At 65.4% G+C, this 12,864-nt stretch carries 8 protein-coding genes; 3 read left to right on the forward strand and 5 right to left on the reverse strand.

Going from position 1 to position 12,864, the window contains the following annotated elements; genetic code table 11:
- Positions 1-317 precede the first annotated feature (317 nt).
- Positions 318-1,322, forward strand: a complete 1,005-nt coding sequence (locus tag G5B46_RS07085) for a LysR family transcriptional regulator (protein WP_240903370.1) — start codon at positions 318-320, stop codon at positions 1,320-1,322.
- Here the strand turns inward: G5B46_RS07085 and G5B46_RS07090 are convergent.
- On the reverse strand, positions 1,297-1,752 hold the full coding sequence (locus G5B46_RS07090) for a Rid family hydrolase (protein WP_116491589.1): 456 nt from the start codon (positions 1,750-1,752) through the stop codon (positions 1,297-1,299). The two genes, G5B46_RS07085 and G5B46_RS07090, sit on opposite strands and share 26 nt — an antisense overlap.
- 197 nt (positions 1,753-1,949) lie before the next feature.
- Between G5B46_RS07090 and G5B46_RS07095 the strand changes: the two genes are divergently transcribed.
- Positions 1,950-2,564, forward strand: coding sequence for an AraC family transcriptional regulator (locus tag G5B46_RS07095; RefSeq protein WP_116568492.1), 615 nt, complete (start codon positions 1,950-1,952; stop codon positions 2,562-2,564).
- A 226-nt stretch (positions 2,565-2,790) separates the two neighbouring features.
- Here the strand turns inward: G5B46_RS07095 and G5B46_RS07100 are convergent, their stop codons facing one another.
- The 4 genes from G5B46_RS07100 to G5B46_RS07115 all read right to left on the reverse strand — a co-directional run bounded on the left by G5B46_RS07100 (position 2,791) and on the right by G5B46_RS07115 (position 10,373).
- Complete coding sequence (locus G5B46_RS07100; protein WP_240903371.1) at positions 2,791-4,929, reverse strand: ATP-binding protein; 2,139 nt, start codon at positions 4,927-4,929, stop codon at positions 2,791-2,793.
- Between the two features lie 265 nt (positions 4,930-5,194).
- Entirely contained in the window at positions 5,195-8,017 is a 2,823-nt protein-coding gene (locus G5B46_RS07105; RefSeq protein WP_165257248.1) for an AAA family ATPase, read from the reverse strand.
- The gene (locus tag G5B46_RS07110; RefSeq protein ID WP_165257249.1) at positions 8,014-8,553 is read right to left on the reverse strand and encodes a hypothetical protein; all 540 of its coding nucleotides are present in this window, start codon (positions 8,551-8,553) and stop codon (positions 8,014-8,016) included. Before G5B46_RS07110 ends, G5B46_RS07105 begins: the two co-directional genes overlap by 4 nt.
- On the reverse strand, positions 8,550-10,373 hold the full coding sequence (locus tag G5B46_RS07115; RefSeq protein WP_165257251.1) for an ABC-three component system protein: 1,824 nt from the start codon (positions 10,371-10,373) through the stop codon (positions 8,550-8,552). Before G5B46_RS07115 ends, G5B46_RS07110 begins: the two co-directional genes overlap by 4 nt.
- A gap of 864 nt (positions 10,374-11,237) precedes the next feature.
- Between G5B46_RS07115 and G5B46_RS07120 the strand changes: the two genes are divergently transcribed.
- Positions 11,238-12,851, forward strand: a complete 1,614-nt coding sequence (locus G5B46_RS07120; RefSeq protein WP_240903372.1) for an ABC transporter permease subunit — start codon at positions 11,238-11,240, stop codon at positions 12,849-12,851.
- The last annotated feature ends 13 nt before the right edge of the window (positions 12,852-12,864 follow it).

Below are 12,864 nucleotides of genomic sequence, written 5' to 3' on the forward strand. Positions count from 1 at the left end.
ACAGCCGACATTAGCCCACCGCCAGGAGCACGACGTTCAGGTCGCCGGCGGTCGGGTGAGATCGAGCCTTGGCGCACATACAGGTGTTCATCGCCCGGTGCTCCACGCTTGGCGTCGCCGCCGCGAAAGTTGTTTTTGGCCTTGGCTAGCGCGATGGAGAAGTTCGGGGCCGGCGGCAAAGTCGGACCCGCATCACGCCTAATGGGGTGTCGTATCAGACCTGCAAATCGCGCTACCGGCGTCTTGGCCAAATAGACCATTTAGTTTCGGGAAAGCCCGACCATACAGCGGGCGCTGAAGTCGCTTGATGCGGAGAGTTGACGACGACCGAGCCTGAGCAAACGCCCCGCATGGGAGACCCAATCAGCAAGCTTTCTTGGGACGACCTGCGCATTGTCCGCGCGATCGCCGAGACAAGCGCGCTCGCGGCCGCTGCCCACATGCTGGGCATCAACGGCTCGACCATCGCGCGCCGCCTGTCGAAGGTCGAAGAGGTGCTTGGCGTGGCGCTCTTTGATCGGCGCCGAACGGGCTATGTCGCCACCGCGCAGGGCGAACAGATCGTCGCCTTGGCTGGGCGGATGGAGTTGGACGTGGTCAGCGTCGCGCGGCGGGTTTCCGGCCATGCGCAGGGTCATGCGGGCGATCTCAGGATCACCACGAGCGACTCGATCCTGCTCTACTTCCTCACGCCCATGATCGCCTCGTTCCAGGCCCAGAACCCGGCGATCCGAGTTGAGGTGAACGTCGGCAATGGTGCGATGAACCTGGCGCGTGGTGAGGCGGATATTGCGATCCGGGCCACCGAGGCTCCGCCTGAGAACCTGTTCGGGCGGAAGGTCGCCACGATCGCCTGGGCCCCGTACTCGGCGTGTGCTGGTTCGATCGGCGGCGACCGTCCCATCGCCGAGCGTCAATGGGTGTCGTACGGTGGAAGGCTTTCGGGCCTGAAGGCGGCCGACCTGGTCGGGACCCGCGTTCCAGCCGACAGCATCGCCTACCGCACCGACTCGGTCGCCGGCGCGGCGGCGGCGATCGCCGCTGGCCTGGGCGTGGGATATCTACCTTGCATGCTGGGCGACCTGTCGCCGGATATCGAAAGGGTGGGACCAATAGAACCGGCGCTCAGCGACGACCTCTGGCTCCTGACCCACCCGGATATCCGCCGATCTGGCCGGATCTACGCCTTCATGAGCCATTGCGTCGAAACGATCAGCCGGCAGCGCGATCTCGTCGAAGGGCGTCTGGGCGACGCCTGCGATCCGCGTGCGGCGCCCGACGGACCTTGGCGTCCGCTCAGATTTCCGGCAGCACCGCGGTAAAGGTGATCTCGATCAGCTGCTCGGGGAAGGCCAGCCGCGTCACGCCGATCAGGTTGCTGGCGACCTGGGGGCGCGCGACGTCGTAGGCCTCGCCACGAACCTTGGCCGCGACCGCGAAAGCAGCGTCTACGTCGAGAACGAAGAGCGTTTCCTCGACCACATTGTCCAGGCTGGCCCCGAACTGCGCCAAGAGCCTGGCCGCATTGGCGTAGGTGGTGCGCATCTGCGCTTCCATCGTCGAAAAATCGGCCGGCTTGCCCTGTTCATTCAGCGCCGCCGGCGCGACCAGCTTGCCGTTGCTATCGTGGCTGAGCTGGCCGGAGACGCGGATGATGTTTCCAACCTTGATCGCTTGGGCGTAACCGTAAGCGTCCTCCCACGGCACACCCAGATAGGCGGCTTCCTTCTTGATGAACGCCGTGCTCGTCATACCCATCTCCTTGCATTCCCGGCGTCCCGCTACGGGGCCGGTCAGCAAGTGATGGCAAGAATTCGGCGCATCTCTCAAACTGCATTTATGCAGAATTGGTCGCGCCGAAATGCCGTTGGCCAGAAGTGCGGACGCTCCCTAACCACTCTTTCGACGGGAGGCGGCTGGCCTCGCCTTGACTGAAAGCGTAGGTCGCCATGATCGCTGAATCTCTACCTCTTCGCACATCGACGCCGGGCGCATTCGAGGCCACGCAGCGACCCTTCTCGCGCTCGGTCATAGACGAACGCTGGCTGGATGGGGCGCGGCCGGGCGCTGTTCAGGGGCAGGCCCCAGATCTGGCGACGATCGACCTCCTCGTGCGCGAAGGCCTGGAGCGTCTCGAAGACGACATGTCGGCAGCCCGCCGTTACCTGGCGGCCGCGCGGCGTCTGCTGTCGCCTGACGATGCCTGCCGCCCCGGCGGCCTCCTGCCTTGGCAGGTCAGGCGTGTCGGCCGCTACATCGACGAGCGGATTGAACGCCGGATTACCTTGGCCGAGGCGGCGGATCAGGTGCGGCTGAGCACGAGCCATTTCTCCCGCTGCTTTCGGATCAGCTTCGGCTCGCCATTCACCAAGTATGTGACGCGCAAGCGTATCGAGCGTGCACGCTGGTTGATGATCACAGGGGACCAAAGCCTGGGCCAGATCGCGTTAACCTGCGGGTTCGCCGATCAAGCGCACTTCACCCGCGCCTTCACCCATCTAACCGGAGAGGCTCCGGGCCGGTGGCGCCGACAGGTGACGGAGGTCGAGCCTCTGGACCAGTGAGCCTGACCACACAATAGGCCCGGAATACGCGGGAGCCCTGAGACCTGAGACGTCGTGATGTCCGCGCGATTTCTCTACGAGCGACCCAAACGTCCACCCATAACCTTTCCCTGCCGATCCTAAGGCCCGCGTTGCCGGCCGGGCAGCGCCATGACCGGACGTTGGAATGGCTCCAGGAACAGGACATCCGGCGGCCGTCGCAGCACGCGCCTGCCCTCAGTTCCGCTTAGAGCACCTTCGGCGGTTTAACCGCGGGCACAAGGTCCAAGGTCGTCTGCGTCCCCTTGGCCGGTTCCAGGTATGCCTCCGCGTCAAGGCCAAGGTCCTTCAAAAAGGGAGCGTCTCGCAGTTTGTCCCGCAAGCCTAGCATCCGCTTCTCAGCACGCCGGATGAAGACATTGTAAGTCATCGGGATTATGCGGACCCGGTCGTTCCACTCCGTGCGCTCCCCGGTCTCGGTCGGGTCGACCCGCGAGCCCAGGACATAGCAAGTGACGGTTGAGGCTTCAGTGATCAGGCCCTTCTTGATCAGTTCCTTCACATAGCGCCAGGGCTGCTCCTTCTCCTTGGAGCCGAGGATCACGTCGACCTTCTTGATCTCGGCGATCACCAAGCGCGAGACGCCCGCAACATCATGACCCAGATCGTGGGAGTCGCGGCTGTAGAAACCAGCACTGCCGTCCGGAAGCATCGCGAAATCGGGCCGCTGCTTGGAGCCGGGAACGTCCTTGCCAAAAATCGTTCGGATAACCTCGGACATGCCGCGGTTACTGGTGAACTCCAAGCTTTCGAACTCGGGGCCGAACACCCACAGGCTACGCTCAAACAGAGGCTGCAGGTCACCGACCTCCGCCAGGCTTTCATCCCGAAGCTTCTGGTCGAGCTCCTCGATCAACTTCAGCCGACTTTGTACCTCATCGAGCGCGATCTTGGCGGTTCGTACCGTCCAGCTCGTCAGGAGGCTGTGCAACTCATCGAAATCGCCCGGCTTCATGACGTGCAGCTGCTGGATCAGCCCGTACTTCGAGTCCGCCAGTTCAAGCTTCGCCAGAATGGCCGCGACCTGCTCCACCTCGTCCGCGGAGATGCTCGGGCACGTGTCCACTACCGCATCGACAAATTCGTTCCAGCGGTCTCGGCTGGCCGGTGCCAGCCGCGCGGCCGCACCGCTCAAGCTTTCCCGGACTGCTGCTTTGATCTCGCCCCGGCGCTCAGCAGTAAATCCGTTTAGGAATTCGCGGATCTTGGCGAACACCGCCTCCCGCGTCGCCAGCCAGGCAGGGTTGCGTGGATCGAAACCGGACCAGTCCGGCAAGGTGGCCGAAGCCTCAGCCAGGAAATCAGCCCGGACGATGAACTGAAAACGCTTCGCCTCATTGGTGCGACCATCGAGTTCGAAGCCGGCCCATCCGGGGCGTCCGACCAACCGGTTATCGACCCACCAGGCAATCCCATGTTGGCGGGTCGTTCGGTCCGCCTTCTGGGTGTCGATCACGACGAGCCCAGCCAGGCCAAACCCGGCGACCTCGACCTCCAACTCGCGGATCTTGCCGGCGGGCACGTCTTCGAAGCTGACTTTGGTCCCATCGACGATAACCTGGAAGTTTGGATCCGCCAGGAAACGCGTGCCGATGACCTCGCGTACTTGCTGCGCTGTCATATTCACGCCGGTCCCGCTTGGGGCGGAAATCTCCGTGCCGTGGCCTAGGACATCGCCACTTTCGCTAACCAGCTTAAGGTCGAAGGGGACGTTGACGCCGCGCCGGACTTCGTAAGTGACCTCCTGGCCCTCGCACCAGGTACGAACGATATAGGGGTCGCCGAAGCGAAACGCGGCATGGCGGCCCTTGCCGTTGCGGCCGTAAGACCGGCGAGACCCGAACGACTTCAACTCCTCCGGCGGGGTCGACGTCGCGCCCTCCTCAGTCAGCTTGTTGTAGTCGAGGGTCCGCCATCGGCGCTCAAACTGCGCCTTGGACATCCCCTTACCGTTGTCTGTGATAGAGAAGACCTGCTCGTTACCTCGCTCGGCCCAGTGGATATCGACCCGCGTCGCCCAGGCATCCCAGGCGTTGGCCACTAGCTCGACGATGGCGACTTCGGGATCGCGGATAATTTCGCCGGCGTGCCTTTCAAGAAAGCGCTCGTCGAATAATGCCCCCTGCGACTCAGCCATTGCCTCCCCCGCCACCGCAAGCATTGCGGCGTCCCATGTGAGCGCGAGGTGGTCAAGCTCGTCTACCATTGTTGTCCTTGTCGAGCTATCGTCAGCCCGCTGACCGATCTGCACAGCTGCGCCGCCCCCTTTTCGACCCTTTAAGGTACCGATTGGAACAAACGAGCAACATTCATACTCGTCCTTCATTTGGGCGTCCATCCATGTCGCGCTACTACGCCTTCGGCGGCGTGTGCGGTGGCTCGGGGCTGCTAGCGACGGCGGAACTAACGAGATGAAGGCTCAGGTTGGCTTGCGCCATGGGCGGAGCTTGGGATCGCTGCGAAAAGCGGACGCTCAGCGCAACTGGCTTAGCTTCGGCGAACGCCCAAAGTGGCTACAGACCCACTGACTAGCTTGGGTGAGCGGCCGCGACCGGGAGAGCCGAGTTGGCGTTGACCTGACGATCGCCGTACTAAGCGCCGATCGGGTAAACCTGCTGCTGACTGACACCGAGGCGGCCGTTGCCGGTCAGCTCGATGACGCGCATGGCGGGGCTCTTCGGATCGTCCGATCCGGCTGCGCTAAATTTCTCGACCATGTGCCGAGCTAGGCTGCGGCTTGCCGTGGTGATCACAAGTCTCACCCGACCGCCGCCCTCCGTGGCAACGGCGCGGAATACGTCCATAAGCCCTACGCGATTGAGGTCGTCCAAGTGCGCAACGGGCTCATCCAGGAAGAACGTGCCACCCAATCCGCGTGCTCGGGCAAGGAACAGTGCTAGTGCGAGATCTTGCCTTTGTCCCTGGCTAAAATCACGACCAGGGTCGAGCTGCGCAACCCCCGCATCTGCGAACCAGTGCAGGAACGACTCCGATTGGCCGAGATCGATCCGATCAACAATCCGGTTCGCGTGCATCCGAAGGAACAGCGCGTTCACGACGCGGCTCAAGCCGCCGACCTGGGCTTGGCTCGTCGCCGTGTAGTTCTCGCGAAACGCCTTCTGGAGCCGCTCGGCGACGTCGCTGCTCGCCTTCAGGCGAGCATGTTTCGCGGTGATTGGCGCCAGATCGGCTTCGATCTTCGCCAGCTTGGTGTGCTTAGCTTCGACAGCCCAAGAGGCCCTCGCGGCCACCACTTCATTGTCGGCGGTATCGAGCTTGGAAAGCGCCGCCTTGACCTCGCCCCTCAAACGTTCAAGTCCGTCCGCTGTCCACGGCACCTGGCCGGCGGCGGACGTCCAAAGCTGGGAGATCGTGGCGCGTTCACGTTCAGCCGCAGCCTGGTCGCGGCGGACCGAATCCAGCTCTGTCTTTCGGGTCGTCTCTACCGTGACCTTTTCGGCGAGCGTCGCTTGCGCGCGCCCCAAGCCTTCACGCGCCGTTCGCAAGACGCCTTCCAGCACCGTACGCCTGCCGAGTATGGTCTGGGCCAGTCGACCTCTCAGGTCCGCAATTGGGAGTGCGGGATCGAGGAAGCGTTCGCCGTCTGCGCTGACGATCGATTGATGTTCGGTCTGGGCGGCGCTTAATGCCGCCAGCGCATCGCCGAGATCCAAGCGACGCTCCGCCCAATCCAGGAAGCGCCGCCGGTCTGATCCTGACAACGGTGCGTCGAGCGCGGTCAGAAGCTGTCGGTCCGCGTCCAGGCGACGCTCCAAGTCCTGTGACTCCCGATCGAGGGTGGCGACCTGGCTTTGGATTTGGATCGCGTCGGTGACCGCCTTACGCGCGGCGATCGCGGCCGACGCAGCGCTGCTCGCCAGCGTTCGGGCGGCCGCCACCATCGCCGGCGCTGCGCTCAGGGTGCGCTCGACCGCTGCAACGAGCTGGGCGCGCCCCTGCCAGTCGTGGCCGCAGAGCGGGCACTCGGTATCGCCATCATGCTGATGATCGATCACGCTTCGGCCCGCCGACTGCAGCGTGGCAAGCGGGCCGGCGAGCGCTTCGGCCTCAGCACGCGCCTGCGATGACGCCGCTTCGCTCGCTTCGGCAACGTTCCGCAAACGTTGCAGCTCTTCAGGGCTGACAACCTGAGTGGCGACCTCACCACGGCGCGCCGCAAGCTGAGCGCGTTCGGCGAGCATCGCATCGATGCGCGGCTCCGCGTTCACGGCTTCGCGGAGTTGCGCGCGCCGCGCCGCTCTGGCCGTCGCATCCCAACGCGTCTCAGGCGCAGCCTCCACGAGATTCGCGAGGGTCGCTGGCGTGATCGTCAGGTAAGGCTCTGCGAGCGCCGCCGCCCTCAGCATGGCCTCGAGACGAGCGACCACCGCGTCCTCGGCCGCGCCGAGCCGGCCAACCTGTGTCAAGGCCGGCTGGACCACGGCCTCCGCCGCGATCACAGCTTCCGCTGCGGTCTTCCGATCGTCCTGGGCCGACTGGAAGGTCTCGGCCGCCGCCGTCTCCAAGGGAAGAAGTGCGGTGATCTGCGCCTCAACCTCCGCCTTGCGCGACCAAACCGGTGCGAGCTCGTCCAGGGCTTTGGAACGCCGCGCCTGTTCGGAGCGCCCCTTGGCGATCGCCCCGACGGCCGCCTCGATCCGGCCGGGGATGTCCAGGCCGGTGCCGGAGAGAGCCAACAGATCTTCGGCCGCCGCCAGACTGGCGTCCGCATTCTTCGCCGTCGCGGCGGCGTCTTTTAGCTCGGCGCGGAGCTGAGAGGCTTCCGCGCTCAGGGCTTTTCGTCGCGCGTCTAAGTCCTTCAGGAACGGCGCAAGTTCGGCGATGTACTTCCCGCTCGCCTGCTCGGCGTCCCGGAGGTGCCGGATCCCAAGCAAGTCGGCGAACACATCCTTCCGCCGGTTCAAGCTCTCTGGACTGTTGTCGACGAGCGCCGCGAGCGCCTCGCTGGTCAGGAAACGCGTGCCGCGGAGGTAGTGTTGGCGAAGGCTGATGGCGCTCTTGTGATGCTTGTCGGGGGCTGACGCCGTCGGTGCCAGGATCTCCAGGACATCGCCCGGCCTGCGCGGCGCCCCATTGCGCTGATCGATCCAAGCGCCGGCCGGGGTGCGCCACAGCCGATGAGGCTGATCGCCTATACGGATCGTCGCCTCGACCTCTGGGGCTACCTCGTCCAGAAACGCCGACTGTAGGACGTCATTCTTCCAGGCGCCGTCACGCAGCCGCTCGACCTGACCTGTCAGCAGCCATTCGACGGCCTCGCAGAAGGTGGTCTTGCCCGTGCCATTGGCGGCGTAGACCAAGGTCACCGGCGCCGTGAAATCCAATTCCAGGGGCTCGGTGATGCCCCGGAATGCGGCGATCTTGACCTTGTCGGCGAGTAGCGAGCCGGTCATGGGCGCCGGTCCTCCGCTTCGGCCGCACGCTTCGGGCCGGAACGCTGGATGCGCGCCCATAAGGACGCAGCTTCGTCATCGAGGACGGGCCAACCCGGTTCGCCAGACGCCGCCGTAACCCCCGTTGGCAGGCCCAGAACTGTCACCGCATCCAGACGACGCCAAGCGCCGCCGGCGTCCGGCCATACAGCGTGCTTGCGGCAGATCTGGGTGGAGAGCTCGACGGACCGAACGACGCTGTGGAGCGCCTCCGCCACCGGTTGAGCGAACGCCAGGAGAAGATAGCCATCGACGACGCGTGCATTTCGGCGGCGCTCAGCGCCGTAGAGATAGTCAGCAAACCAGGCCTCGGCCTGTCCGGCCTCGACGATGAACTGCTCCTCGCAGGTGGGCCAGAACGCGACCGCGGCGTACGCGCCGCTCCAGAGGGTGACGCCGTCGGGTGCCTCGACGTCCGGCTCCACCGCCAGTCCGACTGCCTCGCACAGCGGCCCGATCGCCGTCACACCCCCGCCAATCCAATCTGTGTCCGTCATGCTGCCTGCGCCGCCTGCGTCAAACGATCGATCAGCGCCGCCATCCGCGGCGCATCCTGCGCGGCGTCATAGTCGACGTAGAGCTCGATGAGGTGATCCAGCCGAACCAGCGTGGCTGTTCGCACGTGCCGTTGTTCGGTGATGTCGCTCTCATGGTCCGCCAAGCCCCCACCGAGATTGAGTGGCGCATCAGAGTCGGGTCCAGCGGCGATGTTGTCCCGCGGGTGTCTGACGACAGGGCCTTCATCGATCTGGCCGTACTGACCCGCCGCCAGGACGACGAGGTGCGGGTGTTGATCGGGCTCCGCCAGCCAGTCCCCCAAGGCGTGTCCGATCTGACGACCGGAAAAGCCAGGGTCGCGCCAGATCAGCACGTTCGCCCCCGGCGCTTGCAGGACAAGCTGTCCTGTCTGCCCCGCATGCGCGCGCCAGACAAAGACGCCTGCTTCCGTCAGCAAGGTCGCCAAGCCATGGATCGCCAGGGCCAGGGCGCCCCCAATCGGATCCTCCGCGACTTTCTCCGGCGAGCAGCGTGCGTCGCGACGCACCCCATGAAGGAGACCTGCTATCAGGTCGGCCGCGATAGGCGCGGCCTCGGCGCTGAGGTGCTGACGCACGACTCCGAGCCCCGCCGCCACGCGCGGACACCACGTCGCCCCGATGGCAGCCCGCCGTGTGAACCGGGCGAGTTCGATGCTCGCGATCTCCGGTAGCCGATCAATGGGCTGCGGGATGCCCGTTGTGTCCAATGGCGCGCCCACTGCAACGTGCCAGTAGAATTGCTCGCCGGTCGGGCTGTACGGCGGCCATGCGAGCGGTCCGCCGGTCACATACGGTGAGGTCACCCGCAGGACCGCACCCTTGATGCTTTGCGTCCCCACGCCACGCGTGGCGCGAAGGTGTTTCTGGTTGCGCGGGATCGGCGCCATGCGACTGAACACGCCGGTCAGCGAGCGCCAGGCGTCCTGAGCTTCAGGCCAAACCGGAGTGTCGATCGAGACATTGGCCAAAGCGACCAGCGTGTCGCGCGCCGGGGCGACGTGGTGCAGCCAATTATCGACGGCGATCGCCCAGTTCGCGTTGCTCGGCTCTTTCTGCACCAGCGAGCCGGTCACCAGCACCGGCGGCGCGGGCGCGGCGGCGGTTTGCAGCGCGGTCCGCATGCGGTGAACCGCGGTCCCGTCGCCCTGCGCAAAGGTCTGCACCATGTCGGCGCAGATCATCGGAACGAGGTCGAGATCGTTGAAGGACACCTTCAAAAGGTGGGTCCCCGACTGGATCCATTCCAGGGCCACCAGCTCTGAGCCCTGCTCCATGTGGTTCTTGAGGAGCGCCACGCACGTCGTGTCGACCCCGAATCCATGCAGCCAGCACCAAGCTCCGTTGACTGGCCTGGCCGCGGAGAGTTGTGCGCTCACGGGGGTCCAGCTTAATCGCCGCGCCGTCTCGCCTCCCCCGTTCGCCCAGGCCTCCACGGACGCCGCTGGGGTCGCGCCAAAGCCAGCAATCAACACCGTTGGTCGTTGCTGCTGGCGCACGAGGTTGTCCAGCTTGGCCCAGTCGCCGTGCCCGAAGGCATATTCCGGAGTTACGATCACGACCGGAGACGCGCCCGGCGCGATGTCCCGAAGCACGGGCGAGGCATGCACGCCGCCGCCGACCAGCAGGTGAGAGAGGGCCGCACAGGCCGCCGGCCGGCTCTGGTCATTGTTGATCTGATTCAGCGAACTCTGCGCGAGTTGCAGGACACACAGATTCAGCCGACCGCCCGGCAGCGTGCGGATTGACGCGGGAACCGTGACCGTTGCGACGCCAAGCACGTCGTCGAAGTTGATCTCAGGGGCAGCCAGGACCCAACTTCCTTCCTCGTAACGTTTCGAAGCCCAGCGGTCTCGACTACACTTTTGCGGCTAAGCTACGACAGAGCTTCGTAAAGACAAACCCTCCGATTGAATGCCTGCGCATGACAATCACCGGCCGCGCTCGCCTCCTTTGTCGGCCCGCGATTCCGATTTGTCATGCGCTTCCCCAAGCTCAGGCGCGAGCGTCGGCCGCCGTCTAGGGCATGTTCCACACGAACCCCGCGACTTCTGCCGCGAGCTTTCGATCCCGCTCAGAGGTCAATTCGAGGAGCTGAAATTGGGCTAAGTATAGAGCCCGAAGTCGGGCCCATGAGCGGACCTTCCCAAGTTCTGTGATGAGTCATGTTCTGCCGGCCCGCGGCCGGCCGCGTCAGCGATCGTTCTCTAACAGCGGTCAACCCGGTTGGAGGCGGATGCCCCAATTCCCGTAGCGCGCGTACTTCGTTTGCGACAATTCGCCGGCCCCTTCGAGCGCGCTTGACAAGCTCCTTGGAGAGGCGCATCCCGCCGCCGCGCTTGATGCTGCAACGCAGCGGACGGTGCCACCAACGGAAACCGAAAACCCATGCCTAGCGACAGTAACAGTCGATCCATCACGCCGCGAAAGGCGTCACGCTAGGGGTTTAACGGGCTCCTTGCTGATGGCCGATCGCGGCCACAGTCACAAGGTGAAGCCCCATGGTCTTCCTCTCAGGAGATCCCAAGGCCGCGCGCCCGTTCGCGCGTTTTCGCAACGCTGGAGCCGTCCCTTCGTGGGCGGATCTCGTCGCGTTCCTGTTGCTCGCCGCCTGCGCCATCCTGGTGGTGCGTGGCGCTGAGGACATGAGCCAGCCCCTGGCGGCCCTGCACGCCGCCCCGGTCACGCTGGACCCCGCCCGCCTGCCCGAATACGCCCTGCGTACAACGCTGCGCATGTTCCTGGCGCTGGGCGCCTCGCTGGTCTTCACGTTCGCGGTCGCCACCCTGGCCGCCAAGAGCCGCAAGGCCGAGCTGCTGATCGTGCCCGCGCTGGACATTCTGCAGTCCGTGCCGGTGCTGGGCTTCCTGACCTTCACGGTCACCTTCTTTATGGGCCTGTTTCCCGGCCGCCAGTTGGGCGTGGAGTGCGCGGCGATCTTCGCGATCTTCACCAGCCAGGCCTGGAACATGGCCTTCAGCTTCTACCAGTCGCTGCGCACCCTGCCGGCCGACCTGGACGAGGTCAGCCGCCAGTTCGGCTTCTCGCCCTGGCGGCGCTTCACGCGGCTAGAGCTGCCGTTCGCCACGCCCAGCCTGGTCTGGAACGTGATGATGTCGATGTCGGGCGGCTGGTTCTTCGTCGTGGCGTCCGAGGCCATCACCGTGGGCGACACCACCGTCACCCTGCCCGGCATCGGCTCGTGGCTGTCGGTCGCCATAGCGCGCCAGGACATGAGGGCCGTCGCCATCGGCGTCGGAGCCATGGCCGTGGTCATCGTGCTGTACGACCAGCTGGTCTTCCGGCCGGTCGTGGCCTGGGCCGACAAGTTCCGCTTCGAGCAGACCGCCAGCCAGCAGCGTCCGGCTTCGTGGCTCTATGACCTGCTGCGCCGCGCGGCCTGGACCCGATCGCTGAGCCGCCCGCTGGTCGGTCTGTCGCGCGCGGCCTCCGGCCTGCGTTCGCCGGTCCGCCTGCCCGCCCTTCGCCTGCCCGGGCCGCCCCCGGCGCTGGGCCGGATCCTGGACACCGTGTGGCTGGCCCTCGTTGGGCTCACCGTCATCGGCGGTGCCTGGCTGCTGTGGTCGTTCCTCAGCGTGCGCCTGACTCTGGCTGACCTGGGCCAAGTCTCGCTGCTAGGGCTGGCCACGCTTGTCCGAGTGGTAGTGCTGATCGCCCTGGCTACCCTGATCTGGGTTCCGATCGGCGTCTGGATCGGCCTGCGCCCGAAGTGGGCCGAGCGCTTGCAGCCGATCGCCCAGTTCCTGGCAGCGTTCCCGGCCAATGTGCTGTTCCCGTTCGCGGTGGCGGCGATCGTCGCCCTGCGCCTGAACCCCAACATCTGGCTGTCGCCGCTGATGGTGTTCGGGACCCAGTGGTACATCCTGTTCAACGTCATCGCTGGGGCCAGCGCCATCCCCAGCGACCTGAAGGAAGCCGCCGGCATGTTCGGCCTCAAGGGCTGGCAGTGGTGGCGGCAGGTCGCGATCCCCGGGATCTTCCCCTACTACGTGACCGGCGCCCTGACCGCCTCCGGCGGATCGTGGAACGCCAGCATCGTCGCCGAGGCGGTCAGCTGGGGCCATGAGCACCTCGAGGCCGCCGGCCTGGGCAGCTACATCGCCAAGGCCACCGCGGCTGGCGACAGCGCCCGCGTCGCCCTGGGCGTGGCCGTCATGTCCGTCTTCGTCATCGCCTTCAATCGCGTGCTGTGGCGGCCGATGTACCGCTTCGCCGAACGCCGCCTCCGTCTGGCTTAAGGGAGAACGTCCC

Source organism: Caulobacter sp. 602-2 (genome assembly GCF_011043625.1).
Lineage (GTDB): Bacteria > Pseudomonadota > Alphaproteobacteria > Caulobacterales > Caulobacteraceae > Caulobacter.

Bases quoted from the DNA above. Each gene is read 5' to 3' on its own strand.
- G5B46_RS07090 (WP_116491589.1), bottom strand. From the start codon at position 1,752: ATGACGAGCACGGCGTTCATCAAGAAGGAAGCCGCCTATCTGGGTGTG.
- G5B46_RS07095 (WP_116568492.1), top strand. From the start codon at position 1,950: ATGATCGCTGAATCTCTACCTCTTCGCACATCGACGCCGGGCGCATTC.
- G5B46_RS07100 (WP_240903371.1), bottom strand. From the start codon at position 4,929: ATGAAGGACGAGTATGAATGTTGCTCGTTTGTTCCAATCGGTACCTTA.
- G5B46_RS07105 (WP_165257248.1), bottom strand. From the start codon at position 8,017: ATGACCGGCTCGCTACTCGCCGACAAGGTCAAGATCGCCGCATTCCGG.
- G5B46_RS07110 (WP_165257249.1), bottom strand. From the start codon at position 8,553: ATGACGGACACAGATTGGATTGGCGGGGGTGTGACGGCGATCGGGCCG.
- G5B46_RS07120 (WP_240903372.1), top strand. From the start codon at position 11,238: ATGAGCCAGCCCCTGGCGGCCCTGCACGCCGCCCCGGTCACGCTGGAC.